Origin of the sequence: Actinoplanes sp. NPDC051411, assembly GCF_040682075.1 — a bacterium.
Classification (GTDB): Bacteria; Actinomycetota; Actinomycetes; order Mycobacteriales; family Micromonosporaceae; genus Actinoplanes.
Genome location: NZ_JBFBAD010000085.1, coordinates 15,274 through 42,268, shown reverse-complemented (window position 1 = coordinate 42,268; position 26,995 = coordinate 15,274). Strand labels below are relative to the sequence as shown.

General features: G+C 69.6%; 24 protein-coding genes and 1 pseudogene. 13 read left to right on the top strand and 12 right to left on the bottom strand.

The window, feature by feature from the left end; translation table 11 throughout:
- The first annotated feature begins 339 nt into the window (after positions 1-339).
- From AB0M88_RS36050 to AB0M88_RS36040, 3 genes are all read left to right on the top strand, one after another.
- On the top strand, positions 340-1,773 hold the full coding sequence (locus AB0M88_RS36050; protein WP_364110304.1) for a sigma-70 family RNA polymerase sigma factor: 1,434 nt from the start codon (positions 340-342) through the stop codon (positions 1,771-1,773).
- A 209-nt stretch (positions 1,774-1,982) separates the two neighbouring features.
- Positions 1,983-3,296, top strand: a complete 1,314-nt coding sequence (locus AB0M88_RS36045) for an endo-1,4-beta-xylanase (protein ID WP_364110303.1) — start codon at positions 1,983-1,985, stop codon at positions 3,294-3,296.
- 78 nt (positions 3,297-3,374) lie between these two features.
- Positions 3,375-4,811, top strand: coding sequence for a glycoside hydrolase family 43 protein (locus AB0M88_RS36040; protein WP_364110302.1), 1,437 nt, complete (start codon positions 3,375-3,377; stop codon positions 4,809-4,811).
- Here the strand turns inward: AB0M88_RS36040 and AB0M88_RS36035 are convergent.
- The 9 genes from AB0M88_RS36035 to AB0M88_RS35995 form a co-directional block, all read right to left on the bottom strand.
- Complete coding sequence (locus AB0M88_RS36035) at positions 4,792-5,634, bottom strand: GDSL-type esterase/lipase family protein (RefSeq protein WP_364110301.1); 843 nt, start codon at positions 5,632-5,634, stop codon at positions 4,792-4,794. The genes AB0M88_RS36040 and AB0M88_RS36035 overlap by 20 nt on opposite strands.
- A gap of 84 nt (positions 5,635-5,718) precedes the next feature.
- Complete coding sequence (locus AB0M88_RS36030; protein WP_364110300.1) at positions 5,719-6,543, bottom strand: carbohydrate ABC transporter permease; 825 nt, start codon at positions 6,541-6,543, stop codon at positions 5,719-5,721.
- Positions 6,540-7,460, bottom strand: a complete 921-nt coding sequence (locus tag AB0M88_RS36025; protein ID WP_364110299.1) for a sugar ABC transporter permease — start codon at positions 7,458-7,460, stop codon at positions 6,540-6,542. The genes AB0M88_RS36030 and AB0M88_RS36025 overlap by 4 nt, the downstream gene beginning before the upstream one ends.
- Before the next feature lie 5 nt (positions 7,461-7,465).
- Complete coding sequence (locus AB0M88_RS36020; protein ID WP_364110298.1) at positions 7,466-8,839, bottom strand: ABC transporter substrate-binding protein; 1,374 nt, start codon at positions 8,837-8,839, stop codon at positions 7,466-7,468.
- A gap of 26 nt (positions 8,840-8,865) precedes the next feature.
- Positions 8,866-9,837: an alpha/beta hydrolase gene (locus tag AB0M88_RS36015; RefSeq protein ID WP_364110297.1), complete on the bottom strand. Its 972-nt coding sequence runs from the start codon at positions 9,835-9,837 to the stop codon at positions 8,866-8,868.
- 212 nt (positions 9,838-10,049) lie between these two features.
- On the bottom strand, positions 10,050-11,069 hold the full coding sequence (locus AB0M88_RS36010; RefSeq protein ID WP_364110296.1) for a LacI family DNA-binding transcriptional regulator: 1,020 nt from the start codon (positions 11,067-11,069) through the stop codon (positions 10,050-10,052).
- Between the two features lie 124 nt (positions 11,070-11,193).
- Entirely contained in the window at positions 11,194-12,051 is an 858-nt protein-coding gene (locus tag AB0M88_RS36005) for a carbohydrate ABC transporter permease (RefSeq protein ID WP_364110295.1), read from the bottom strand.
- A gap of 2 nt (positions 12,052-12,053) precedes the next feature.
- Positions 12,054-13,070 carry a sugar ABC transporter permease gene (locus AB0M88_RS36000; RefSeq protein WP_364110294.1) on the bottom strand — a complete coding sequence of 339 codons (1,017 nt, stop codon included), beginning with the start codon at positions 13,068-13,070 and terminating at the stop codon, positions 12,054-12,056.
- Between the two features lie 14 nt (positions 13,071-13,084).
- A complete protein-coding gene (locus tag AB0M88_RS35995; RefSeq protein WP_364110293.1) occupies positions 13,085-14,374 on the bottom strand; it encodes an extracellular solute-binding protein in 1,290 nt (429 codons plus the stop codon).
- 251 nt (positions 14,375-14,625) lie between these two features.
- Between AB0M88_RS35995 and AB0M88_RS35990 the strand changes: the two genes are divergently transcribed.
- Complete coding sequence (locus AB0M88_RS35990; protein ID WP_364110292.1) at positions 14,626-15,828, top strand: alpha/beta fold hydrolase; 1,203 nt, start codon at positions 14,626-14,628, stop codon at positions 15,826-15,828.
- Positions 15,829-15,836: 8 nt separating this feature from the next.
- Here the strand turns inward: AB0M88_RS35990 and AB0M88_RS35985 are convergent, their stop codons facing one another.
- Positions 15,837-17,048, bottom strand: a complete 1,212-nt coding sequence (locus tag AB0M88_RS35985) for a cytochrome P450 (protein WP_364110291.1) — start codon at positions 17,046-17,048, stop codon at positions 15,837-15,839.
- Positions 17,049-17,092: 44 nt separating this feature from the next.
- On the opposite strand from AB0M88_RS35985, the gene AB0M88_RS35980 reads away from it, so the two are divergent.
- From AB0M88_RS35980 to AB0M88_RS35970, 3 genes are all read left to right on the top strand, one after another.
- Positions 17,093-17,845 carry an SDR family oxidoreductase gene (locus AB0M88_RS35980; protein ID WP_364110290.1) on the top strand — a complete coding sequence of 251 codons (753 nt, stop codon included), beginning with the start codon at positions 17,093-17,095 and terminating at the stop codon, positions 17,843-17,845.
- A 4-nt stretch (positions 17,846-17,849) separates the two neighbouring features.
- Positions 17,850-18,785 (top strand): SMP-30/gluconolactonase/LRE family protein, encoded by a 936-nt coding sequence (locus AB0M88_RS35975; RefSeq protein ID WP_364110289.1) that lies wholly within the window; start codon positions 17,850-17,852, stop codon positions 18,783-18,785.
- A gap of 67 nt (positions 18,786-18,852) precedes the next feature.
- Positions 18,853-20,028 carry an LCP family protein gene (locus tag AB0M88_RS35970; RefSeq protein ID WP_364110288.1) on the top strand — a complete coding sequence of 392 codons (1,176 nt, stop codon included), beginning with the start codon at positions 18,853-18,855 and terminating at the stop codon, positions 20,026-20,028.
- Here the strand turns inward: AB0M88_RS35970 and AB0M88_RS35965 are convergent.
- Together AB0M88_RS35965 and AB0M88_RS35960 are read right to left on the bottom strand one after the other, a co-directional pair.
- Positions 20,025-20,639, bottom strand: a pseudogene (locus AB0M88_RS35965) (hypothetical protein). The gene AB0M88_RS35970 and the pseudogene AB0M88_RS35965 sit on opposite strands and share 4 nt — an antisense overlap.
- 41 nt (positions 20,640-20,680) lie before the next feature.
- Entirely contained in the window at positions 20,681-21,799 is a 1,119-nt protein-coding gene (locus AB0M88_RS35960) for a PucR family transcriptional regulator (RefSeq protein WP_364110287.1), read from the bottom strand.
- Positions 21,800-21,931: 132 nt separating this feature from the next.
- Here AB0M88_RS35960 and AB0M88_RS35955 point away from each other — a divergent pair, with 132 nt between their 5' ends.
- From AB0M88_RS35955 to AB0M88_RS35930, 6 genes are all read left to right on the top strand, one after another.
- A complete protein-coding gene (locus tag AB0M88_RS35955) occupies positions 21,932-23,383 on the top strand; it encodes an amino acid permease (RefSeq protein WP_364110286.1) in 1,452 nt (483 codons plus the stop codon).
- Complete coding sequence (locus AB0M88_RS35950; protein ID WP_364110285.1) at positions 23,380-24,060, top strand: SDR family oxidoreductase; 681 nt, start codon at positions 23,380-23,382, stop codon at positions 24,058-24,060. Before AB0M88_RS35955 ends, AB0M88_RS35950 begins: the two co-directional genes overlap by 4 nt.
- A complete protein-coding gene (locus AB0M88_RS35945; RefSeq protein WP_364110284.1) occupies positions 24,061-24,828 on the top strand; it encodes an SDR family NAD(P)-dependent oxidoreductase in 768 nt (255 codons plus the stop codon).
- Between the two features lie 17 nt (positions 24,829-24,845).
- Positions 24,846-25,808 carry an agmatinase gene (gene speB, locus AB0M88_RS35940; RefSeq protein WP_364110283.1) on the top strand — a complete coding sequence of 321 codons (963 nt, stop codon included), beginning with the start codon at positions 24,846-24,848 and terminating at the stop codon, positions 25,806-25,808.
- The gene (locus AB0M88_RS35935) at positions 25,805-26,647 is read left to right on the top strand and encodes a polysaccharide deacetylase (protein ID WP_364110282.1); all 843 of its coding nucleotides are present in this window, start codon (positions 25,805-25,807) and stop codon (positions 26,645-26,647) included. Before speB ends, AB0M88_RS35935 begins: the two co-directional genes overlap by 4 nt.
- Before the next feature lie 117 nt (positions 26,648-26,764).
- Positions 26,765-26,983 (top strand): hypothetical protein, encoded by a 219-nt coding sequence (locus AB0M88_RS35930; protein WP_364110281.1) that lies wholly within the window; start codon positions 26,765-26,767, stop codon positions 26,981-26,983.
- The last annotated feature ends 12 nt before the right edge of the window (positions 26,984-26,995 follow it).

Sequence of the window (26,995 nt, the reverse complement as noted above, 5' to 3'; positions counted from 1 at the left end):
TCGTCATACGACGGCGCGGACTCGGCAGGCACGAATAGTCAACGCTTTCAGAGCCCTCCGCGGCACTGAAAGATCAACGACACCTATCCAGTTACGATTTCCCGATGGTCCCGGGTTGGTGGTAGTAACAGTTTTTCAGTAGTTTTCATCCGCGAGCACCGCACCATTTCATATCGGCCAACGCGGATACCGCGCCCACGACCGCTCACGCGTCGACGGACGGCGCCGCGAATTCGAGGGCGGCGGTCCCGTGCGGGCTCTTGAAATGCCGTCGACGGCGCTCCTAGCATACGAACGCGGCAATGTGAACGTTCACCTCCAGAAAGTCAGGACACGCCGGTGGTCCAGCCATCTCAGCTTCGCGAGGACGCGGTCGTCGCGGCGGCCCGGGCCGGCGATCGCGCGGCGCTGAACGAGCTGGCCCGGCGCTGTCTGCCCCTGGTCTACAACCTCGTCCGGCAGGCGTTGCCCGGCGACGCCGCGGTCGACGACGTCGTGCAGGACGTCATGGTGCGAGCGTTCCGGCAGCTGCCCGACCTTCGCGCCACGAGCAGTTTCCGGCCCTGGCTGGCGGCGATCGCCGTACGTCAGGTCTCCAGCCACCTGGCGCGAGAGGACGTCGTCGCCCGGCGTGTGGTGCCGCTGGAAACAGCCCTGGGCCGGCCCGATGCCGGAGCGGAATTCGAAGGCGCGGCGCTGCTGCGCACCGAGTTGTCCGCGCAGCGCCGGCAGGTGGGCCACGCCGTGCGGTGGATGAGCCCCGATGACCGCGCCGTCTACTCACTCTGGTGGCTGGAGACCGCCGGCGAACTGAGCCGGCCGGAGGTGGCGGCCGCACTGGAGACCAACGTCGCACATGCCGGCGTACGCCTGCAGCGGATGCGGGAGCAGCTCGACCTGAGCCGGAAAATCGTCGCCGCCCTCGACGCGATGCCCGGTTGTGACGGGCTCGCCGAGGTGATCGCGGACTGGGACGCGGTGCCGAACTCGTTCTGGCGCAAGCGGATCGGACGCCACGTCCTGACCTGCCCGGTGTGTGCTCCGACCGCCCGGCGCCTCGTGGCCGCCGAACGACTCCTGGCCGGCCTTGTTCTCCTTCCGGTTCCGGCCGGGCTCGCCGCCGCGGTGGGGGCGAAGGCCGGCACCACCTTGTGGCTCGGTCGTCTCGCCCAGGCGGCCGCGGCGCATCCGGTGATGACCACCGTCAGCGTGGGCGTGCTGGCCCTCGGCATCGCCGTGCCGGTGACGCAGCGGCCGTCCGCGGTGCCGCCGGCCCGGGCCGAGGCCGTCGCACCGCATCGGTTGTCGGGCACCGGCACGCCCCGGCCGGACCCGACCGCCGCCCTGCTCCAGGCCGGCCCGGTGTCACTGGAGTCGGCCGACCAGCCCGGGCGCTATGTCGCCGTCGTGGCGGACGAGGGCGTGCTGAGCGCGGCGACTGATGCCGGTGCGCGGAAACGGGCCACCCTGCACGCCGTCGCCGGCCTCGCCGATCCGTCCTGTTTCTCGTTCCGCGACCCGGACGGCCGCTACCTGCGCCATTCATCGTTCCGTCTGCGGCTGAGCGCCGACGAGGGCACCGTGCTGTTCCGCCAGGACGCCACGTTCTGCGCCCGGGCCGGCTTCCAGCCCGGCTCGCTGTCGCTGGAATCGTTCAACTACCGGGGCTTCTTCGTGCGCCACGTCGGCACCGAGATGTGGATCGACCAGAACGACGGGAGCGCGCCGTTCCACGCCGCCGGCTCCTTTTTCGTACGCCGCCCGCTCGGCTGAACAACCGTTACGAACCGGCGACCCGGCAAGTCGCCGTGAAAAGCCGTTATGGGCACGCCCGCGAATTGGTCGATCTTGAAGCGCCCGGCGGCATGCTGAAAACATTGGCGAACACCGATTCCTGCCGGTCGTCGCCGCGGATCCACCGCCGCGCCACTCCCCGAGGGCCGCAGGCCGCCCGCCGTCCTCGCTGTCCTCGGGAGTTCGCCATGCGATTCCGTCCTCGATTCCTCCTGCTCTGCGGCACTGCCGCGGCCGCGGCCCTGACCGCCGGGGTCGCCCTGATCGGCACCGCCGAAGCGGCGACCACGCTCGGTGCCTCGGCCGCCCAGTCCGGCCGCTACTTCGGCACCGCCGTCGCCGCCGGCAAACTCGGCGACTCCACCTACACCGGCATCCTGACCCGCGAATTCAACATGATCACCCCGGAGAACGAGATGAAGTGGGACGCCACCGAGCCGTCCCAGGGCCGGTTCACCTTCACCAACGGCGACCGCATCGTCGCCCAGGCCCAGTCCAACGGCTCCCGGGTGCGCGGGCACAACCTGCTCTGGCACGCCCAGCAGCCGTCCTGGGTCGCCGGCCTGTCGGGCAGCGCCCTGCGCAGCGCGATGATCAACCACGTCACCCAGGTCGCGAGCCACTACAAGGGCAAGATCTACGCCTGGGACGTGGTCAACGAGGCGTTCGCCGACGGCGGCAGCGGCGGCCGCCGCGACTCCAACCTGCAGCGCACCGGCAACGACTGGATCGAGGCCGCGTTCCGGGCCGCGCACACCGCCGACCCGGGCGCGAAGCTCTGCTACAACGACTACAACACCGACGGCGTCAACGCCAAGAGCACCGGCGTCTACAACATGGTCGCCGACTTCAAGGCGCGCGGCGTGCCGATCGACTGCGTCGGTTTCCAGTCCCACCTGGGCACCAGCATCCCCGGCGACTACCAGGCCAACCTGCAGCGCTTCGCCAACCTCGGTGTCGACGTGCAGATCACCGAGCTCGACGTCGCGCAGGGCGGCAACCAGGCCAATATCTACGCCACGGTGACCAAGGCCTGCATGGCGGTGTCCCGCTGCACCGGCATCACGGTCTGGGGCATCCGCGACAGCGACTCGTGGCGAACCGGCGAGAACCCCCTGCTGTTCGACGCCTCGGGCAACAAGAAGGCGGCGTACACCTCGGTGCTCAACGCCCTCAACGCCGGCGGCGGAACGTCCGGCTCGAGTCCCACCACCCCGGCTTCCGGCGGTTGCAACGCCTCCGTTTCGCTCAACTCCTGGAACGGCGGCTACACGGCGTCGGTCCACGTCACGGCCGGCGCGGCCGCGGTCAACGGATGGACGGTGACCGTGACGCTGCCCTCCGGCGGGGCGGTGACCGGAGTCTGGAACGCCACCAACAGCGGCTCGACGTTCCGCAACGTCGGCTACAACGCCCAGATCCCGGCCGGCGGCTCCACCGACTTCGGCTTCCAGGGCACCGGCACCGGCCCCACCGCCACCCCCACCTGCCGGGTGGGCTGACCGCTCCCCCAGCACCGGCCGGCCCAGCACCCGCCGGCTCGGCCCATACACCGCCGAAGGTCTGGAAAAGGAGTCACCGTGAAATTCGCCATCCCCCGAGGGCGCCGGCGAACCGTTGCCTGGATGGTTCCGCTGCTGTGCATGCTGGCCCTGGTGCCCGGGTTGAGGCCGGCCGCGGCTCGGGCCGACAATCCGATCATTCAGACGATCTACACCGCGGACCCGGCTCCCCTGGTCTACAACGGACGGGTCTACCTCTACACCGGGCACGACGAGGACAACTCGACCTACTTCACCATGAAGGAATGGCGGGTCTGGTCCTCGGCCGACATGGTCAACTGGACCGACCACGGCTCCCCGCTCAACCTGGCCAGTTTCAGCTGGGCCAGCGCGAACGCCTGGGCCGGGCAGACCATCTACCGCAACGGCAAGTTCTACTGGTACGTGCCGATGACCGTGCGCGCCACCGGCCAGATGGGCATCGGCGTGGCCGTCTCCAACAGCCCCACCGGGCCGTTCACCGACGCGATCGGCCACCCGCTGGTCAGCAACGGCCAGATCGACCCGACCGTGTTCATCGACGACGACGGCCAGGCCTACCTCTACTGGGGCAACCCCGACCTGTGGTACGTCAAACTCAACCCCGACATGGCCTCGTACGCCGGAAGCCCGGCCAAGATTGCGCTGACCACGGCCGGCTTCGGCACCCGCACCGGCGATGCCGCCCGGCCCACGCTGTTTGAGGAAGGACCGTGGGTCTACAAGCGCAACGGTCTCTACTACATCGTCTTCGCCGCGAAGTGCTGCTCGGAATTCATCGCCTACTCCACCGCGCCCGGCCCGACCGGACCCTGGACCTATCGCGGCACCATCATGCCCACGCAGGGCAGCAGCTTCACCAACCACCCCGGTGTCATCGACTTCAACGGCGGGTCGTATTTCTTCTACCACAACGGCGCGCTTCCGGGCGGTGGCGGCTACACCCGGTCGGTGGCCGTCGAGAAGTTCGCCTACCGCGCCGACGGAACCATCCCGACGATCACCATGACCACGACCGGCGCGCCGCAGATCGGCACGCTCAACCCGTACACGCGGCAGGAAGCGGAGACGATCGCCTGGGAGTCGGGAGTGGAGACGGAGCCGGCCGCTGAGAGCGGCATGGACGTCGGCTACATCGAGAACGGCGACTACCTCAAGGTCAAGGGTGTCGCCTTCGGCGCCGGCGCGAGCTCGTTCACCGCCCGGGTCGCCTCCGGCACCGCGGGCGGACGCATCGAGCTGCGCCTGGACAGTCCCACCGGAACTCTGGCCGGCACCTGCACCGTCCCAGGCACCGGCGGCTGGCAGGCCTGGACCACGGTCAGTTGTCCGACCAGCGGCGCGACCGGGACACACGACCTCTATCTGCGGTTCACCGGGGGCACCGGTTATCTGATGAACGTCAACTGGTGGCAGTTCGGCCCGGCCGGCGGCACCACCGGCTCGGCGAAGCGGCTCACCTGGCCAGCCGGTTGACGATCGTCCGCAGAATGAACCGTTGACCGGGCACCGTCGGGTGCACTCCGTCGGCTTCGAGCAGGTCCGCGGAGCCGGCGGTCCCGAACGCGGTGTGCAGGTCGACGCAGTCCGGGTCGAGTTTGCGGACCACGGCCGCGATCTCGTCCACCGTCGTGGCGTCCCACCGGACCGGGGACGCGGTGAAGAACCCGTCGATGCGGTGCTGGTCGACGGGCGGCGGTGTGATGAGGGTGATCGAGGCGCCGAGGTCGCCGGTGATCAGGTCGATCAGGGCTCTCAGGTTTCGTTCGGTCTCGTGGCTGGTGACCATCCGGTACCCGCCGGTGCGGCCGTGGGCCCGGACGTCGTTGGTGCCGAGCATGAGCAGGACGTGGCTGGGACGGGCGGCCTCGATGAGGTCGTAGCGTTCGAGGACGTCGGCGGTGGTGTTGCCGCTGACGCCGAGGTTGTGCAGTTCGGCACGGCTGGTGCCGGCGAACTCGATCGACGCGGCGAGCATCTCGAACCACCCGGTGCGATCGGCGGTGATCGAGTCGCCGAGGCCGACGACGCGGTCGTCGTCGTGGAACGGCAACGCCTCGACCGCCGCGCGGAAGCCGGCCTCGGCCATCATCTCGCTCACCGCGCGGGAGGTCTCGTCCTCCAGGTCGCCGACGATCGTCTCTATCCGGTCCGGCTCACACGCCAGCATGGCGGCGAGGAGATCGGTGTGGACCGCGGCGGGGACCGGAAAGCGTTCGAGCAGAGGCCATCGGTCGGTTCTGGTATAGCGCAGGAACTGGCGGCGTTCACCGCGGGCGAAGGTGCGGGGTGGGGTCACGGGCGGGTTCCTGTCGTGGCTGGACTTGGTTCGAGGTGCCGGTGTGGGTTCGGGCACGAGAGGTGCTCCTTGGCGTACGCGGGTTCAGCCCTTGATGGATCCCTGCAGCAGCGCGGAGACGAATCGGCGTTGGAAGATCAGGAAGATGGCGAGTGTCGGCGCCAGGATCAGCAGGGATCCCGCGCACAGCAACGGAATGTCGGTTCCCCACTGCCCTTGGAAGGCGCCCAGCGCTCCGGCCATCGTCCGCTTGGCCGGGTCGTCGACGAGCACGATGGCGAGAAGGAACTGGTTCCAGGTCCAGAGGAACAACAGGATCGCCAGTGAGGAGAGCGCCGGCTTGGCCAGTGGCACGTGAATGCGCCAGAACAGCTGCCAGGTGCCGGCCCCGTCGATGCTCGCCGCCTCGGACAGCTCGTCCGGCATGTTGACGAAGTGCGCCCGCATCCACAGCACGGAGAACGGCATGAACAGGCCGATGAGCGGCAGGATGATCGCCCACCGCGTGTTGAGCAGACCCATGTCCCGGACCTGGTAGTACAGCGGCGTGATGATGCCCTCGAAGGGCAGCGTCAGGCCGAGGACGAAAGCCAGGAACCCGATCCGGTGGCCGGGCATCCGCAGATGCCCGAAGGCGAACCCGGCCATCGTGCCGAGCAGGAGCGACGCCGGCACCACACCGAGCACGATCAGCGCGCTCGACAGCAGCAGCTCGCTCATGTGCGCGGCCCGGAACGCGCCGGTGAAATTGCTCCACTGTGGATGCGCCGGCCAGGACAGGCCTTCCGGATAGGTGCCCGACGGATGCAGGGCGGTGACGAACAGGCTGACGAACGGCACCACGGTTATCGTCATCAGCAGGATCAGCAGGACCCGCCCGGTCAGGGTCTCACGACGTGCGACGATCATCGGTTTCCGTCTCTGGTGAAGCGTTGGATGGGCAGGATGCAGGCCAGGACGAGGACCATCAGCGCGACGGCCAGCGCCGACGCCACGCCGACCTTCCGCTCGGAGAAGGCCAGGTAGTAGATCTCCAGGCCGGGCACCATCGTGGCGTTGCCGGGGCCACCCTGGGTGGAGACGTAGATGACGTCGAAGCTCGCCAGCGCGGCGATCATGGTCACCGTGACCGCGACGCCGAGTTCCTGACGCAGGCCGGGCAGCGTGATCGAGAAGAACTCGCGCACCGGTCCGGCGCCGTCGAGCCGGGCCGCCTCGTACAGGGCGGCGTCGATCTTGCTCATGCCGGCGAGCAGCAGCAGCGTGCACAGGCCGACCAGCACCCAGGCCCCGATCACCCCGACCGCGGGCAGCGCGGTGCCGAAGTCACCCAGCCAGGCCCGGGTGAGGCCGCCCAGCCCGACCGCCCGGAGGATCTCGTTGACCAGCCCGGTCGACGACAGCAGCCAACTCCACATGATGCCGGCCGCCACCAGCGGGATGACCTGCGGCAGGAACAGCACCGTCCGGGCGACCAGCGCGAGCCGGCTCTCCGCGATCCGCCGGATCGTCGACGCCACGAGCAGTCCGAGAATCACCGGTACGAAGCTGAAGAACACGATCAGCTCGAACGCGTGCAGGATCGGATCGAGCAGGTCCCGGTCGGTGAACAGCCGGCCGTAGTTGGCCAGCCCGACCCAGGTCGACGGGCCGATGCCGTCCCAGTCGTACAGCGAGTACTGGATCGTGAGCAGCAGCGGCCGCAGCACGAAGGTCGCGTACACCACGACCGCTGGAGCGGCGAACAGCCAGCCCAGCCACGCCCCGGGGCGGCGCGAGCGCCGCCCCGGAGCAGTCGTCGACGTCGATTGCGCGGAAGGTCTCACCGTGGTCAGCCCTTGACCTGGCTTTCGTAGTCCTTCTGCACCGACTTGAGCAGCTGGTCCGGCGTCTGCTGTCCGGCGACCAGCTTCTGCAGCTGCGGTGTCCAGCTCTTGGCGTAGATCGCGCCGGTGGCGTTGGCGATGAAGTCCATCGCCCCGTTGTCCTGACCGATCTTCGCGCCGGCGGTGAGGGTGGCCGCGGTGACGGTGCCCTGCTTCACCGGCGGCATGTAGGCGTCCGACGGGCCCATCGGGTGCGAGCCGCCCACCGACACGTCGATGTCGCGGGCCTTCTGGTTGGTCGCCACCCAGTTGAGGAAGAACGCGGCGCAGTCCGCGTGCGGGGCCTTGGTGCTGATGCCGTACGTCAGTGGGGCGGACATCGCGGCCTGCTTACCACCCGCGGTCTGCGAGGGCATCAGGAAGAACCCGACGTTGCCGGCCATCTGCTTGTCGAGGTTGCCGGACTCCCAGTCCCCGTCGAAGATGAACAGGCTCTTGCCGGCGATGAAGCGGCTCATCATCGTCGCGTAGTCCTGCGAGTTGATGTCGGACGCGAAGTAGCCCGCCTTGATCCACTGCTGCAGGTGCTGGACGGCCTGCAGGTTGCTGGGCGTGTCGATGGTGGCGCCCTTCTTCTGGAAGATCCAGTCGTTGATCGGCCCGGCGTCTCCGTAGGCGGCCATCAGGTTCTGCAGCGGGAAGGCGAGGCCGCCGGTCGCACCGCCGTTGAACTGATCGATCGGGGTGATCCCGGCACCTTTGGCCTTCTGCAGTGCGGCGTCCAGGTCGGCCAGCGTGGCCGGCGGCTGCGTCATGCCGATCTGCGCCGCCAGCTTCTTGTTGTAGAACAGGCCGGTCATGCTGAAGTTCAGCCCTTGGGCGTAAAGGGGGCCGTCACCGCGCTCGCCGGTCGGACCGACCCGCATCTGCGCCAGTTGCGAGGCCGGCCACTTGTCCCAGCCGTACGCGCCGGCATAGCCGTCGAGGTTCTTCAACAGGTTGTCCTTGACCAGTTCGGAGACCTGGGGAAGGCGCATCAGATCCGGCGGGTCGTCGGAGAGGACCCGGGGCGCGTTCTGGGTGATGACGGCGAACTGGTCCTCCCGGATGTCCCACTTGACGTTGGGAAACTGCTTGGTGAATTCATCGGTGAGCTGTTTCGGGAGAGGAAAACCGGTCTCGAAGTAGCCCTTGAGGGTGACCGGGGCGCTCCCGCAGGATGTCGCAACGGCTGCCGTGCTGCCCGCCGGCGCGGCGGTGCCGGAGTCACCACCGGGCGCGCTGCAGGCCGAGGCGGCCAGCGCACCGGCGAGTGCCGCGACGGCGAGCAACGGTCGTTTCCGGCCGGTCAAGCGCCGGCTGACTATCGGGTGAGACATGTCGGGCCTCCTGGATCGGGGGGTGGTTACTGCGGATGGGCGACGTGGGTGGCGCGGTTCGTGTGGCCCTCTCGCAGCGATGCGACGACGTCGCGGTGCCAGGTGCGGGCGGGCGGCCAGGTGCCGGTCAGCGCGAGGGCCCCGTGCACGGCGCCGGGATAGACGTGGAGGGCGACGGGGACTTCCGCGGCGCGGAGCCGCTGGGCGTACCGCTCGCCGTCGAGGCGCAAGGGATCGAACTGCGCGCACTGGATCCGGGCCGGCGGCAATCCGGCCACCTCCCCGGCCAGCAGCGGCGACGCGAGGGGGTCGCGGGCGTCGGCCGGCGAGCGCAGGTAGAGGTCGGCGCACAGACGCATCTCGTCGACGGTGATGCCGTAGCCGCCGCCGACTCCCGAGGCGCGCATGGTGTCCAGGGTCAGGTCGAGTGGCGGGACCTCGAGCACCTGAAGGCACAGCGCCGGGCCGCCGCGGTCGCGGGCGAGGAGGGCGACCGCGGCGGCGAGATTGGCCCCGGCGGAGACACCACCGATGGAGACCACGGCGGGATCCGCGCCGATCTCGCGGGCGTGTTCGACGGCCCACCGCAGCGCCGCGTAGCAGTCCTCGACCGGGGCCGGGAACGGATGTTCCGGTGCCAGGCGGTATTCGACGGCGACGACGACGCACCCGGCGTCCCGGCACCGTTGCCGGCACATCGCCTCGTTGACGCGTTCGTCGACGGAGCCCAGCCAGAACCCGCCGCCGTGCAGGAAGACGTGAAGGGGCAGCCCGGTGGCGTCACTCGGCCGGTACACCCGGGCCCGCAGCGGGCCACCGGCTCGGGTCACCTCGACGTCGTCCTCCGCGTACACGGCGGCGACCGGTTCGCCGAACATGCCGAACAGCCGGTCGGAACCCTGGTTGATGATCGACCGCCGCTCACCGATCGGTAGCCGCGGGCTGCCCGAGTCCGGCTTCGTGTCCAGGAACCGCCGCACCGCCTCGTCCAGGCTCACGGTTGCCTCCGATCGGTGGTCGAGCGCCCGGACCCCCGCCGCTCCGAGGCTTCGGCACGGCGTCTACCTGCGGTTAGGCGCACCCGAGCAGGTTTGTCACAAGCACGAAACCGCATCGGCACGATGGAGTCAAGCGTTTTTATAGAAGCACTTTTATCGTGTCGCGCCGGGACCACCGCGCGGGCCGCGATCGGCGTGGAACCGGCGGCCGCTCAGGTCGTGGAGCGTTCGACCACCTGAACATCGAGCATCGTGGTCGATCGCAGCGCCGCGCCGCCGATGTGGCTCAGCAGGACGCTCAGCGCCGTGCTGCCCGACTCCTCGAACGGCTGCCGGACCGTGGTCAGGTCGGCCGCCGCGGCGGCCTCACCGTCGTCGAAGCCCATCACCGCGACATCCTCCGGCACCCGCAGCCCGCGATCCCGCGCCGCCAACAGGATCCCCACCGCGAGCGCGTCGTGGTGCGCCATGACGGCGCGCGGCCGGTCCTCGCCGTCGAGCAGCTCGCCGGCCGCCCGCCGGGCGCCCTCGACCGAGTTCTCACTGGTCGCGACTTTCACCGTGCCGCCGGCCGCCGACACCACATCACGGAACCCGGCGAGGCGCTTGATCGCCTGGGACTCGTAATCCGAGACCTGCCGCTCGAGCAGGTAGCCGGTCGACCGGTAGCCCCTGGCGATCAGATGACGCGCCGCGAGCCGGCCACCGTCGTTGTCGCCGATGACGACACGGCTGAACAGCTCGCTGTCGGCGTCCACGGCGACGGTCGGAAGCCCCCGCTCCCGCAGCCGTTCGGCGATACCCACCTCGATCTGCAGACCCATCACGATGAGACCGTCCAGCCGGCCGTGAATGGGCATGCTGGCCAGCACCGGCGACGAGGCGAGGGCCGCCGACTCGTGATCGAACACGAGGACGTCGATCTCCAGCTCGGTCGCGGCCGTCAGCACGCCCGCGAGGCGCCGGAGGTAGGAACCGTACGAGGTGAACGGGGCCATCACACCGACCCGGCCCGTACCGCGGCGGGCCAGACTCACCGCCTGGACCTTCGGCATGAATCCGAGCTCGTCGACGACCGCGAGAACCCGCTCGCGCGTCGAGGCGCTGACCCGCTCGGGCTTGTTCAGCACATTCGATACGGTCGAGATGCTGACTTGCGCCCGTTCGGCCACCTGGTAGATCGTGACCCGGTGCCCGGCCGCCGGTGCCCCGCCGTCGTCTCGTTGCCCCACCGCGTCAGCCTCGCCCCGGTCCCCCAAAAAGCGCTTTAGGAAAAGCAGCTTACGGCATCCCGTGACAGGGGGCATGAGCCATACGTCGCGAACCCGCTCCGCATGTCGCGGTCGCCGGACCGGATCACCCCTTGACCGCGCCGGTGAGCCCGCCGACGATGCGGCGCTCGAACAGGCTGAAGAACACCAGCGCCGGAATCATCGACAGGGAGGTGAACGCGAGCACCTTCGCGGTATCGACCGAATATTGCGACGCGAAAGCCTGCACGCCCAGCGGCAGCGTGAAGGTGTCCTGGTCGTTGAGGATGAACAGCGGCAACAGGTAGCTGTTCCAGCTGCCGATGAACGCGAGGATCCCGGTGGTTATCAGGCCCGGCACCGAAAGCGGGAGCACCATCCGCCAGAAGAAGCCGAGCCGGCTGCAGCGGTCGATCGCCGCGGCCTCCTCGATCTCCTTGGGAATCGCGCGCAGGAACGGGACCAGGATGATGATGGTCGTGGGCAGCCCGAAGGCGATCTGGGGAAGGATGACGCCGGGCAGGGTGTTCACCAGCCCCAGGTTCTTCACCAGGATGTACAGGGGCGTGATGGCGACGGTCACCGGGAACATCAGGCCGGCGGCGAAAAGCGCGTACATCGCTCCGCGGCCCCGGAACCGGTATCGGGCCAGGACGTAACTGGCCATGACCCCCAGCACGACGACGCCGACGGTCGTGGCGACGGCCACGATCGTCGAGTTGCCGACCTGCCGCCAGAACGTCTCACTCGTCAGCACGTCGCCGTAGTTGCCGAACCTCCACGGATGCGGCAGGCCCGCCGGGTCCACGGTGATCTGCGAGTTGGTGCGGAACCCGCCGAGGATGATGTAGAGGACGGGTCCGAGCATCAAGCCGATCAGGAAGAGCGCGGCGAGGTAGATGACCGGGTTGCCCCAACCGCCGTCGCGCCTGCGCCCGCGCCGGGCCGCGGCTGTCATCGCCATGTCTACCGCCCCTCGGTGAGTGCGCCCTCGGTGTCCCGGCGCAGAACGAACCGCTGGTACACCAGCGCGATGGCCAACGAGATGAAGAACAGGACGACCGCCACCGCGTTGCCGTATCCGTAGTTGCCGGCGTTGCGGCCCTCGGTGACCATGTACGTCGCCATCGTCGAGGTTCCGGCGGTCGCCGCAATGTACTGACCCCAGATGATGTAGACGAGGTCGAACAGTTGTAACGCGCCGATGATCGACAGAAACGCCCAGATCCGGATGGTCGGCCCGAGCAGCGGCAGGGTGATCCGCCGCTGGATCTGCCAGTACGACGCGCCGTCCACGGCCGCGGCCTCGGACAGCTCCTCCGGGATGTTCTGCATTCCGGCCAGGAACAGGATCACCGCGAAGCCGATGTACTTCCAGGTCAGAATCATCATCAAGGTCCAGAGCGCGAGCTTCGGGTTGGCCAGCCAGTCCTGCCTGAGTGAGCCGAGGCCGATCGAGTTCAGGAGACCGTTGACGGCGCCGTTGGTCTGGAGCATGAGACTCCAGGCCGTCCCGACGATGACCTCGGAGATCACGAACGGGACGAAGATGAGCACCCGGACCAGGGACCGGCCACGGATCCTCTGGTTGAGCAGCAGGGCCAGCAAGATCGCGACCGGGCCCTGGAGAACGAGCGACAGCGCGACGATCAGCGCGTTGTGCTCCAGCGCCGCGAGGAAAGGCGAGTCCTGAAGAATGGTCTTGTAGTTCTCGAGGCCGACGAAGTTCGTCGGCACACCGAACCCCTTCCACCGATAGAAGCCGTAGTACGCGGCCATCAGGACCGGGAAGATCACGAAGCCGAGGTACACCAGGATCGCCGGACCGGACAGCGCCGCGATCTCCAGACGTTGTGCCCAACCGATTCCGCGCCGAATCGGACGGAGCGGAGGTGGCGCTTGCACGCCACCCCCCTCCCGCCGGCCGATGCCGGGCGCATCCTCAGTGACCGCTGAGCTCTCGCCACCGAAGTTGCTGCTCATCGCTCGGCTTCCTCTCAGCCCTTCTTGGCTGCGTCGTTCACGGCCTTGATGATGCCGGCGACGTCTCCCTTGCCGGCGAGCATGTTCACGACGCTGACGTTGAGCGCGTTACCGACACTCTGGCCGTATACCGTGTCCAGCCACTGCGAGACGTACGGCGCCTTGTTGTAGGCGTCGAGCACCGCCTTGAGGTAGTCCTCGGTGACCGCACCCTGCGCGTCCTTATTGACCGGAAGCGCGTTGAAGCCCTTGTAGTAGGCCTCCTGCACATCCTTGGTCAGCAGGTAGTTGAGGAAGTCGGTGCATTCCTTCGGGGCGTGGGCCGAACACGAGTAACCGTCCGCGCCGCCCATGATCGCGGCCGGGTCGCCCTGTCCGCCGGGGACCGCCGGGAAGGGGAAGTAGCCGAGGTCGGGCAACGGCTTGGCGTCCTTGGTCAGGGAGGCGATCACCCCCGGGTCCCAGGCGCCCATCAGCTCCATGCCCGCCTTGTGGTTGGCCACCAGGCCGGCCGAGCTTCCCGCGCCCTGCTGGGCCGACGTGGTCAGAAAGCCGGCGGCGAACGGCTTGGTATCGGCGAACGTCTTGAGGTCGTTGCCCGCCTTCGTCCAGCACGGGTCGTTGAAGGTCTTGCTCTTCGCCGCGGCGTCGAGCGTGGCCTGGCTGCAGGCGCGCAGGGCGAAGAAGTAGTACCAGTGGGCGGCCGGCCACGCGTCCTTGCCGCCGAGGGCGATCGGCGTGCCGTTGGCCTTGAGCTTGGTCACGGCCGCGTCGAGCCCGTCCAGCGTCGTCGGCGGGGTCTCGATTCCGGCCTTCTTGAACACGTCCTTGCTGTACCAGAAGCCGCCGGGCAGGATCGAGATCGGTACGGCGTACGCCTTCCCGTCGACCTCGCCGGTCTTGAGGGCCGCGCCGGCCACCGCCTGCTTGCTCGCCGCGGTGATGTCGCCGGTGATGTCCTTGAGCTGGCCCGCCTCGACCATCGCGGCCATCTTCCCGCCGCCGCGCTGGAGGAAGATGTCGGGCGCGGAGCCGGAGTTCAACGCGGTCTGGAGCTTGCCGTCCAGGTCCTCGTTCTGAACCGCCTGGATCTTGATCGTGACGTTCGGGTGGGCGGTGTGGAAGTCGGCCGCGGCCTTGTCCCAGAACGCCTTGCCGGGACCGGTCGTGGCGTTCTCCCACAGCTGCATCGTGACGTTGCCGCCCGAGCCGGAGCCGTCGTCGTCGCTTCCTCCGCAGGCGGCCAGGCTCAGGGCGCTCAACGCCAGCACGGCAGCCACAGCGAGGGTCCTATCAGGTGCCATGAGGCCCACCTTTCGGTCCGAAACTTTCGGAGTGTTTCCGGAATATGACGCCTAAGCTAGGAAGTGATACATGTGCATGTCAAGATATTCATCGTCATGAAGAGGACGCTCCGTGTAACAATTCCGCACCGGCGGTGACAGGGCGGAGAAGTCACGAGCACGGCGGACCGGGCACACCGACCGAAAGTGACGACGATGCGCGAAAGTTGCAACACGCGGCGAGGTGGCGGCCACGGCCGTAGGATTCCGGGATGCTGCTGACCGACCACGTCATCACGGTCCCGCTCGACCACGATCAGGCCGACGGGCCAACCATCGAGGTCTACGCGCGGGAGATCGCGGCGGCGAACGGGCGAGATCTCCCCTACCTGGTCTACCTCCAGGGAGGCCCGGGCTTCGAGGCACCACGGCCGTCGTCCCGTCCGATGTCCCCGGCCTGGCTCGAACGGGCCCTGGAGGACTTCCGGGTCATCATGCTCGACCAGCGCGGCACCGGACGATCCACGCCCTACGGGGACCCCGGTCCGGACGCGGCCGCGGACGCTCGACGGCTGACCCACTTCCGGGCCGATGCGATCGTGCGGGACGCCGAGTGCCTGCGCGAACATCTGGGCGCCCGGCGGTGGAGCCTTCTCGGCCAGTCGTTCGGCGGATACACCGCGCTGCACTACCTGTGCGCCGCCCCGGACAGCCTTCGGGAGGTGCTCTTCACCGGCGGCCTACCGCCGGTCGGGCGCCCGGTCGACGAGGTCTACTCGGCCGCCTACGACGCGATGCGCGTGCTGAACCGCCGCTATCACCGGAGGTTCCCGCACGACGCCGCCCGGCTGCGGGAGTTGCTCGACCGATGCGACGCCGGTGAGGTCCGGGCGCCCGGCGGCGAGCCGATCTCGCGGCGGCTGATGCGCACCATCGGCCACCATCTGGGCATGGACGGCGGCGCGGAGAACGTGCATCACGTGCTCGAGCTGGATTTCGCCTCTCCGGCGTTCCGGCACGACGTCGCCGAGATGCTGCCGTTCGGCTCCCGCAACCCGATCTACGCGGTCCTGCACGAGTCCAGCTATGCCGACGGCGGGGCCACCCGATGGTCCGCCGACCGCGTTCAACGCGGGGACTTCGCCGGCGACTCCCTCCTGCTGACCGCCGAGCACCTCTACCCCTGGCATTTCGAGGACGTGCCGGGGCTCCGGCCGTACCGCGAGGTCGCCCAGGCTCTGGCGAAACACGAATGGCCACGCCTGTACGACGCCGACGTGCTGGCTCAGGTCGACGTGCCGTGCGCGGCCATCATCTACGCCGACGACCCGTACGTGATCCGGCGGTTCTCGGAAGAGACGGCCGACCTGCTGCCCGGCCTGCACCGGTGGCTCACCGACGAATATCTGCACAACGGCCTGCGCACCGACGGCAACCACGTGCTCGACCGGCTGCTCACGCTGGCCCGGGGCTGATCGCCGTCTCAGCGAAGGCGGTACCTCATCGGCAGGCTCAGCGGCCCCCGCACGAACAGGCTCGCCTTCCACCGCAGCTCGTCACGCGGCACCGTGATCTCGAAGTCGGTGAAGCGCCCGAGCAGCCCGCGGAACGCGATCCGCGCCTCCAGCCGGGCCAGCGGCGCGCCGACGCAGAAGTGCACCCCGGCGCCGAACGCGATGTGCGGGGTTCCCGTTTCCGGGGCCAGGTGCGGGCAGGCGCCGCCGGAGAAGCGCCGCGGATCCTGGTTGGCCGCGGCGAGCAGCACGGCGACCACGTCGCCGGCGCGCATCCGCGTGCCGGCCAGCTCGACGTCCTCCACCACGTACCGGAAGGCGGTCATTTTCGCCGGGGCGTCCACGCGCAGCAACTCCTCGACCGCCGCGTCGACGCCGGACAGGTCATCCCGCAGGGCGGCCGGCATCGCCGGGTTGTCGAGCAGCGTCAGCATGCCGCTGCCGATCAGGTTGAGCGTGGTCTCGTGACCGGCCGCGACCAGCGCGAACACCATCGCCGCGGCCTCCTCGGGCGTCATCGCCTCACCGGATTCGGTCGCGGTGACCATCGCACTCAACAGATCGTCTTCCGGTTGGGCCCGCCGCTGCCGGACGAGCGACCCGGCGAACGCCAGCATCTCCGCCATCGCGGCCGGCACCAGCGGCATCTTCTCCGGATCGCCGGTCGCGAACAGGCCCGCCCACCGGTGGAAGTCCTCGCCGCGCTCGGCCGGCACCCCGACCAGCCGCATGATCACCGACACCGGAAGCGGGAAGGCGAAGTCGCGCACCAGGTCGCACTCGTCCCGCGTGGCCATGGCATCGAGCAGCTCGTCGGCGATCTGCTGCACCGAGGGCCGCAGCCGCTCGACCCGGGCCGGCGTGAACACCCTGTTGATGAGCCGCCGCAGCCGGGTGTGGTCGGGCGGGTCGAGGAACGGCAGCATCGGCGGCAGGCCGGAAACATCCTGATGCACGAGCATCGGGGAGGCCTGCGCGGCCGGATTCGCGTACGACTCGCGGTTGGAGAAGCGCCGCGCGTCGGTGAGCAGCTTGCGTGCCTCGTCGTGGCCGGTGACCAGCCACATGTCGACGTCGTGGTAACGGGCCTGATGGACGGGTCCCGCCTCATGAAGGCCGGCGAAGATCTCGGCCAGCTCGGTTCCGCTCGCCGCGGTGAGCGCGGCGACATCGATTGGCATGAGTCCATATTAGAGGCGGCCTCCGGATGGCAGGATGATCTTTCATGAGTGGCAGAGTGGCCGTCGTGACCGGCGGCGGGAGCGGGATCGGGGCGGCGACCGCGCGGGAACTGGCGGCCGACGGGTGGCTGGTCGTGATCGCCGGGCGCCGGGCGCAGGCGCTGGACGAGGTGGCGGCCGGGACCGACCGCATCGATCCGGTGCCGACCGACGTGACCGACGAAGCGGGGGTGCGGCGGCTGTTCGAGACCGTGGTGGCCCGGCACCGGCGGGTGGACCTGCTGTTCAACAACGCGGGCACGTCGGCGCCCGGGGTCGAGCTGGACGAGCTGTCGCTGGCCGACTGGAACCGGGTGGTGGCGGTCAACCTGACCGGCGCGTTCCTGTGCACCCGGGAGGCGTTCCGGGTGATGCGGAGCCAGGATCCGCCCGGCGGGCGGATCATCAACAACGGGTCGATCTCGGCGCACACGCCCCGGCCGCGGTCGATCGCGTACGCGGCGACCAAGCACGCGATCACCGGGCTGACCAGGTCGACGGCGCTGGACGGGCGGCCGTACGACATCGCGTGCGGGCAGATCGACATCGGTAACGCGGCGACCGGCTCGGGCACCGGTATGGCCACCGAAATGGTCACGGGCACGATGCAGGCCGACGGCAGCGTCCGGCCCGAGCCGGTGATGGACATGACCGAGGCGGCACGGGCGGTCCGGTACATGGCGTCGCTGCCGCTGGACGCCAATGTGCTGACGATGACCGTGATGGCAACCAAGATGCCGTACGTGGGCAGGGGGTGACGCCGTGTATGCGTGGGACGCGGACCGGACGATCGTGCGGTTTCCCGATCCGGCCATCGAGATCGTCGACCCCCGGTTCGCCGGCCTGGTCGTCGGGCACGAGGTGGTCGAGCGGCTGTGGACCGGCGGCCGCTGGCTGGAGGGACCGGTGTGGTTCGGCGACGGCCACTACCTGCTGTTCTCCGACATCCCCAACAACCGGATCCTGCGGTGGGACGAGCGCACGGGCCGGGTCGAGCCGTTCCGGGAGCCGTCCGACAACGCCAACGGCAACACCCGCGACCTGGTGGGCCGGCTGGTCACCTGCGAGCACCTGACCCGCCGGGTCACCCGCACCAACCACGACGGCACGATCACAGTGCTCATGGATTCGTACGACGGACGGCCGCTGAACGCGCCCAACGACGTCATCGTGAGCCGCGACGGAGCGGTCTGGTTCAGCGATCCGGGCTGGGGCATCACCGGCAACTACGAGGGCGACCGGGCGGAGGAGGAGATCGGCCGGTACGTCTGGCGCATCGATCCGTCGACCGGCGCCGGTTCACCCGTCGTCGAGGGCATGTCGCGGCCCAACGGGTTGTGCTTCTCGCCGGACGAGACCCGGCTCTACGTGGTCGACGTCGGCCACATCCGGGTCTTCGACATGGACGGCACGCGGCCGGTCGACGGCCGGGTCTTCGTGGACATGGCACCGGGCGGCTCGGACGGGATCCGTTGTGACCGGGACGGAAATCTGTGGGCGGCGGCCGGCGACGGCGGGGCCGGGTTCGACGGGGTCCACTGCTACGCGCCCGACGGAACGCTGCTCGGCCGCATCCACCTGCCGGAGACGTGTTCGAACCTGGTGTTCGGTGGCGTGAAGAAGAACCGCCTGTTCATGACGGCGAGCCGGTCCCTCTACAGCGTCTACGTGGAAGCGCTGGGCGCGCAGCATCCGTAGGCGCTTTCCGGCCGGTCGACGTGATCGGCTAGAGTCCGCCGGACAAAAGCCGGGGAGGACCCAAACCGTGTCGATCGAACAGCGCGCCAAACGCAGGAAATCGTCGATCTGGGCGCGCGTCTCTCTAGCGGCCGGACTCGTCCTGGTCGTCCTGAGCGGCGCCGCGTTCACGACGGCCAAGGTCGCGGTGGCCAAGGCCGACGCGGCGATTCCCGACCACGACCTCGGGTCGGGCCCGGACGGCACGGCGGGCAAGAACGTCTCCATCAAGGGCGCCAAGAACATCCTGCTGGCCAGCCTCGACACGCGCCCCAGCTGGTCGAAGACCGGCAAGGCGAGCCACACCGACTCGATCATCCTGCTGCACATCCCGGCCGACCATTCCCGGGCGTACATGCTGTCGATCCCGCGCGACTTCCTGGTGCAGATCCCGGCGTTCAACAACGGCAAATACAAGTACGCCGGTGGCATGAACAAGATCAACGCAGCCTTCGCGTTCGGCAGCATGCAGCTCGACGGTGACGACGCCATCACGCACGGCACCACGTTGCTGGCCAACACGATCCAGCAGCGCTTCGGCATCAAGCCCGATGCGGCCGCGATCATCAACTATGACGGCTTCAAGGACATCCTCGGCGTCCTGAAGAAGGTCTGCCTGTACGTCGACCAGAACGTGACCTCGATCCACATCGGTCACACCAAGGACGGCAAGCAGGCGGTGCCGTACACGACGACCGCGGCGGGCACCAACCCGCGCCCGGTCCCGGGCGTGACGCCGAACCGCTACAAGATCGGCAATCAGTGCCTCAACCCCACCCAGGCGCTCGACTTCGCCCGCCAACGCGACCTGCTGGAGCCCCACAACCAGGGTGACTACGACCGCCAGCGGCACCAGCAGCAGCTGATCAAGGCGATCATGAAGACGGCCGTGAGCCAGGGCCTCCAGTCGCCGACCAAGCTGCCCACCCTGCTCAACTCCATCGGCAAGGCCATGACCGTCTTCCTGGGCGGCATCTCGCTCGAGGACTGGGCGCTGGGCATGAAGGACATCAACCCGGACAAGATCGTCACGATCAAGACCAACGGCGGCAAGTACGACCCGATCCCGGGCGACCAGGCCCCGCCGGGCGTCGGCGAGTCCGAGGGCCTCTACCCCGACAGCATCACCATGTTCGAGAACGCCAAGAGCGACACGCTCGACAACTTCGTCCTGGCCCACCCCACCTGGATATCCAAGACCTAGAGTCGTGAGTCGTTGACGCGTGTGCGGTAGCGGGCGCCGGATTCGAGGATCTGGTCGGCGGTTTTGGTCCAGATGCGGGGCCGGGGGTTGTCGTTCCAGGTCCCGATCCAGTCGCCACCGTTTGATCGCCGGGGTTTGTGGGTTGAGGCGTTGCATCCCGGTCGGCGGGGACGTCGCGGTCCAGGGTTTGCAGGAACTTCTTGAACTCCGGGCGTGCAGCAAGCCGATACCCTTGCCCGTGGCCAGGTTCAGCCCGGCGTGAAGGCCGGAGGTGCCGGCCCGCACGTAATCGTGGCGGCCCCGCGCCGGGTTCCGGGCAACAACGGCAACTGTGACCGGCCGACCTCGGCCGCCAACGACCGGGTCGACCAGTGGGTGGCGTCCTTCGGCGTGGTCTCCAGCGTGGTCGTCATGACCTGCTCGACGGCGGCGTCGGCGGTCGCTTCCTCGGCGATCTGCCCGTTCGGTGTCGCGCCCGGGGCGGCGCAGGCCAGCACCACCCGAGCTCGCCACGCGAGTGCTTGCGCACTCGTCGGGCGCCGTGACCACGCCGGAAGCTGCTCGTGTTCGTCGTCGGTGAGCACGATCGGCACCGCAGTCGGAGACGGCACATTCACCACCGCACCCACTGACAATTTAACGACTCAGGACACTAGCCGCGGGTCGGGCCCAGGTGGTCGTGGGCCCACAGGGCGATCAGCAGGTCGGTGCGGGCGGTCGCTTCGAGCGGGTTGCAGCCGGTCAGGTCGCGGACCCGCTCCAGGCGGTGGCGGACCGTGTTGACGTGGAGATATTGAGCCCGCGCGGTATCGATCAGGGACCCGTTGTGGGCCAGGAAGGCCCGCAGCGTCGGAACGTAGTGCGTGCGGCGTTCGCGGTCGCAGCGCAGCAGGGGTTCGAGCAGGCGGTCGACGAACGGGGCCAGCCGGTCCGGTGGCTGCTGGGCCAGCAGACCCTCCAATGTGGCCAGTCCTTCCGGGCCGACCGCGCCGTCGTGGCGGCGCTGGGCCAGGTCGAAGGCGGCCCGGGCTTCGGCCAGGGCGCGGGAGGCCTCGGCCAGTGAGACGGTCCGGCTGTAGCCGCAGGGCAGGCTCAGCTCGGCCGCGGCGCGGCGCAGCGGGGCGTCGGACGAGGTGACCGCGAAGGCCATGGCCGGGGTCTCGCCGAACAGGGCGGCCACGCCGGCCAGCGACCGGGTGAGCCGCCGGACGGCGCCGGCCGGCCAGGCGGAGAAGACCAGGGCGTACGCGGTCAGGCCGGCCGCCGTGGCGAGCGGTTCCAGCGCCGCGGGAGCGGCCAGGCGCTCGGCGACGAGCGTGATCAGCTCGCCGGTGCGCTCGGCCGCCCGGAGCTCGGCGGTGCGGGCGTGGGCGTCGGCGTCCGCGCGACGGTCGGCGATCCACTCGCTGATCGCCATGAAGGGCCGGCCGAACGGCGCCACGAGCAGGGGGAGCGCGTGGGCCCGGCAGGCCGCCAGCAGCGCCTCGGGCACGCTGTCGTGGACGTCGCCGGTGCCGAAGCAGATGCCGCTGGCGCCCACGGCGGCGACCGCGTCGACGAAGCGGCGGGCGGTCTCGTCGCCGGTGACGGCGGTCCCGACGGTGCAGACCAGTTCGCCGCCGGACAGGTAGGGCGAGGGGTCGAGCAGCTCGGTCGAGTGCGCCCAGCGGACCGGCCGGTCGAGTCCGGCCGCCGGATAGGCGCACTGGAGTTCGAGCGAGGGCTCGCCGACGAGGTCGGCCAGCGTGGTCGGCGGCGGGATGTCCGGCACGGGCTGCTCCTTTGGAGGATCGTACAACCCTGCGACCGCGCGCACGTCGTCTCGTACCGTAATAAGGGTTTGACCTTGTGCTTTGCCTCATATCCCCGGGATCTTTCTCCGAATGCCATCCCCGGAGGTCCGATGAGCAACGAGTCCTCGACAACCAATCCCGACCACGTGTTGAAGCGCGAGTTCTCGCTGTGGTCGTCCTTCGCCTTCGCCTTCGCGTTCATCTCGCCGATCGTGGCGCTGTACGGCATCTTCGGTCTCGCGATCGGCGTCGCCGGCGGCACGTTCTGGTGGGGCTTCCTGCTCGTCTTCGCCGGGCAGCTGCTGGTCGCGCTGGTCTTCGGCCAGCTGGTCTCGCGGTGGCCGCTGGAGGGCTCGATCTACCAGTGGTCGCGGCGCCTGGTCGGCAAGGGCTACGGCTGGTTCGCCGGATGGGCGTACCTCTGGACCCTGGTCATCGCGATGGCGACGGTCGCCCTCGGCGCGGCCGGCTTCCTGGCCAACATCTTCGGCGTCGAGGCACCGACCGCCGGCCAGAAATCCTGGATCGCGGCGGCGATCCTGATCGCCGGCACGGCGCTGAACCTCATCGGCCGCCAGGCCCTCAAGATCTTCATGTCGGCGAGCATCGTCGCCGAGGTCATCGGGTCGCTGGGCCTCGGCACGTGGCTGCTGTTGTTCCACCGCCACCAGCCGCTCTCGGTGCTCACCCACGGCGGGCACGGCTACTTCTCGCTCTCCGGGCCGTTCCTGGTCGCGGTGGCGTTCATCGGCTGGTCGTTCGTCGGTTTCGAGAGCGCCGGCGCGATCGCCGAGGAGGTGCACGAGCCGCGGCGCAACCTGCCCAAGGCGGTCATCTTCTCGCTGACCTTCATCGCGATCGTGGTCATGTACTCCAGCCTCGCGATCATCCTGGCCATCCCGAACATGGGCGACGTGACCTCGGCCCCGGACGCCCCCAACCACGTCGCCGACCCGGTCTACGGCACGCTGACCGCCGCGCTGGGCAGCGGCATCGCCCGGCCGGTCGAGGTGCTGTTCGTCTTCGGCTTCCTGGCCAGCTTCCTCGCCCTGCAGACCTCCGGCTCCCGGATGATCTGGGCGTTCGCCCGCGACAACGCGCTGCCCGCGCCCCGGCTGCTGGCCCGGCTCTCCCGCGGGCAGAAACAGCCGGTCGTCGCCATCCTCGTCACGACGGTGATCGGCGCGCTGCTGTTCCTGCTCAGCAACGTGTCCCCGAACGTCTACCTGCTGATGGTCAACTTCACCACCGGCGGCTTCTTCCTGGCCTTCCTGTTCGCCCTGGTCGGCGCCCTGGCCGTGCAGCTGCGCGGCACGTGGCAGCCGGGGCCGTTCAGCCTCGGCCGGTGGTCGCTCCCGCTGACCGTGATCGCGGTGCTCTGGGCGGCGTTCGAGTTCCTCAACATCTCCTGGCCCCGGGCGGTCAACGCCGACCGCTACCTGGACTGGTCGGTCTGGATCGCGGTCGCGGTCCTCGGCGTCGTCGGCGCGGTGATCTTCACCTCGATGCGCGGCCGCATCCCGGCGACGTCGATCCCGGTGGAAGAGGAGGCGCGCCTGTGAGCCCGCTCGCGGTGGTGACCGGCGCGGCCAGCGGGATCGGCGCCGCGGTCGCCGCCGAGCTGAAGGACCGCGGCTGGCGGGTGGCCGGCCTCGACCTGGCGGACGTCTCCGGATGTGACTTCTCGGCCAAGATCGACGTCCGGGACGCGGCCGCCGTGGCTGAGGCGGTCGCCGGCCTCGGCCCGGTCCAGGCGGCGGTGAGCGTGGCCGGCTACTACGAGATGCGGCCGATCGAACAGATCGAGCCGGAGCACTGGCGGCGGATGCTCGACGTGCACCTCGGCGGCCTGGCCAACCTCACCCGGGCCGCGCTGCCCGGCATGCTCGACCGGCGGTCCGGGCAGATCGTCGCCATCGCCAGCGAGCTGGCGGTCGGCGGCGGCGCCGAGGACGCCCACTACGCGGCGGCCAAGGGCGCCATCCTCGGCCTGGTCCGCAGCCTTGCCGCGGAGGTCGCGCCGGCGGGCGTACGCGTCAACGCCGTCGCGCCCGGCCCGACCGACACCCCGCTGCTCGCCCCCGACTCGCCGTGGCGCGCACCCGGCTATCTGGCCACCCTGCCGGTACGCCGCCTGACCAGCCCCGAAGAGGTCGCGTTGTGCGTGGCGTGGCTGCTCGACGAGGGGACGTTCGCCGTCGGCGAGGTCCTCAACCCCAACTCCGGAGCGGTGATCTGAATGGGTGCCACTGACCTCACCGGCCGGGTCGCCCTGGTGACCGGCGCCGCCCAGGGCATGGGCGCGGCCCACGCCGCCCGGCTGGCGGCGGACGGCGCGACCGTGGTCGTCAACGACCGGGTGCCGAGCGCGGCCCTCGACGAGGTGGCCGCGCGGGCCGGCGGCGTCGCGATGGCGGCCGACATGCACGATCCGGCCGCGGTCGCCGCCCTCGTCGAAACGGTCGAGCGGCGTTTCGGGCGCCTCGACGTGCTGGTCGCCAACCATGCGTACATGAGCATGGCGCCCTTCCTCGACCACGATCCGGCCGACTGGTGGCGGGTCGTCGACACCAATCTCTCCGGCACGTTCCACCTGATCCGCGCGGCCGTGCCCGGCATGCGGGCCCGCGGCGAGGGCCGGGTGATCGTGATCTCCAGCGGGTGGGGCGTGACCGGGTGGCCCGAGGCGACCGCGTACGCCGCCTCCAAGGCCGGGCTGATCGCCCTGGTGAAGACGCTCGGGCGCGAGCTCGCGCCGGACGGCGTCGTCGTCAACGCGATCGCCCCCGGCGTCATCGACACGCCTCAGCTGCTGGTCGATGCCGACGCGGCCGGGCTACCACTGGCCGATATCAAGGCCGGGTATGCGACGGCGATCCCGCTCGGCCGCATCGGGGCACCGGACGAGATCTCGGCCGCGGTGTCGCTGCTGGCCGACTTCCGGCTCCAGGCGATGGTCGGCCAGATCGTCCAGGTGAACGGCGGCGAGACCCGGACCCGGGCCTGAATCTCAAAAGGGGAAGCGTGAACGAGCAACATGTCCACTATGGAAACGGCGTCGTCGGGCAGGTCGACGGGCTCCAGGTTCCGCGGTACGCCGGGCTGACCACCTTCGCCCGGCTCCCGCGCCGGGAGGACGTGCCGTCCTACGACGTCGCGGTCCTCGGCGTACCGTTCGACTCCGGCGTCACCTATCGTCCCGGGGCCCGGTTCGGCCCGTCGGCCATCCGGCAGGCGTCGCGGCTGCTGCGGCCCTACAACCCGGCCCTCGACGCGGCGCCGTTCCAGATCGCCCAGGTGGTCGACGCCGGCGACGTCGCCTGCAACCCGTTCGACATCGAGGCCGGGCTCGGCCAGATCCGGGACGGCGTCGCCGAAGTCGTCGGGGACGGGCGGCCGGTCGTGGTGCTCGGCGGCGACCACACCGTCGCGCTGCCGGTGCTGCGGGCGCTGCACGCTCAGCACGGGCCGCTCGCGCTCGTCCACTTCGACGCCCACCTCGACACCTGGGACACCTACTTCGACGCCCCGTACACGCACGGGACGCCGTTCCGGCGGGCCGGCGAGGAAGGGCTCATCGTCAAGGGCCGGTCGGCCCACGTCGGTCTCCGCGGCTCCCTGTACGACCGGCAGGACCTCGCCGACGACGAGGCGCTCGGGTTCACCGCCATCCACAGTCGCGACGTCGACAGCATCGGCGTTCCCGGCATCATCGACCGGATCCGGGCCCGCGTCGGCGATTCGCCGCTCTACGTGTCGGTCGACATCGACGTGCTCGACCCGGCGTTCGCGCCCGCCACCGGCACCCCCGAGGCGGGCGGCCTGACCAGCCGCGAACTCCTCGCGATCCTTCGTGGACTCCAGCCGCTGCGGCTGGTCGGCGCCGACATCGTCGAGGTCGCACCGGCGTACGACCACGCCGAGATCACCGCGGTCGCGGCGGCCAACGTGGCGTACGAGTTCGTGACCCTGATGGCGATGCGATGAACTGGCCTCCCGGCTTCACCGGTGCGGCCGCGTTCACGTTCGACGTCGACGCCGAGTCGGCGATCCTGTGGAACGCCCCACACAACGCCGACCGGATGAGCGTGATCAGCCACCAGGCGTACGGCCCGCTGGTCGGCGTCCCGCGGCTTCTCGGCCTGCTCGAGAGGCACCGCATCCGGTCGACGTTCTTCGTTCCGGGATACACCGCCGAGCGCTACCCGCAGACGGTCAGGGCGATCGCCGCCGCCGGGCACGAGATCTGCCACCACGGCTACCTGCACGAGCAGCCGACCGGGCTCACCCCGGCGCAGGAGATCGAGGCGCTCGACCGCGGGCTGGACGCGCTGCGGCGTACGGCCGGCGTGACCCCCGCGGGATACCGCGCCCCGATGTGGGATCTGTCCTGGCGGACGCCCGCGCTCCTGGCGGAGCGCGGTTTTCTGTACGACTCGAGCCTGATGGACGCCGACGAGCCGTACGAGCTGCGCGTCGATTCCTCGCGCAGCCTCGTGGAGATCCCGATCCAGTGGAGCCTCGACGACTGGGAGCAGTTCTGCTACCTGCCCGACATCTCCGGCAGCGGCCTGATCGAGACCCCGGCCAAGGCCCGCGAGCTGTGGCAGGCCGAGTTCGACGCGCTCCGCGAGGCCGGCGGCTGCTGGGTCATGACCAACCACCCGTTCCTGACCGGGCGCCCGTCCCGGGCCCGCGAACTCGGCCGCCTGATGGAACACGTGACCTCCCACGCCGACGTCTGGGTGGCGACACTGGGCGAGATCGCCGGACACGTACGCGGTCTCGGCCTCACGCCGCGCTCGATCGTCCGACCCGAGCTGTAGCCGGCGGGGGTGCTGTCCCTACCCCGAAGACGGGGGTCTGCTCGGTCGTCCGGCGGCCGCGGATTCGACAGGATTGTCCTTGTCAGCAACACAACGACAAAGACAAGGACAAACGCCATGTGGCACAGCACTCACACCCACGTCAGCTACGAGACCGACAGCTACGAGAACGACTACCAGCGCAACGACTACGACCGTCACGAGGGCCGGCGCCACCACGACGAGCACCGCCACCACGACCACCACGACGACCACCGCTGGAACGACGACTGGAGCGGCCACCACGGTCACCACGACGACCACGGCCACCACCACTGGAACACGTTCTGCCACTGACCCCACCCGCGG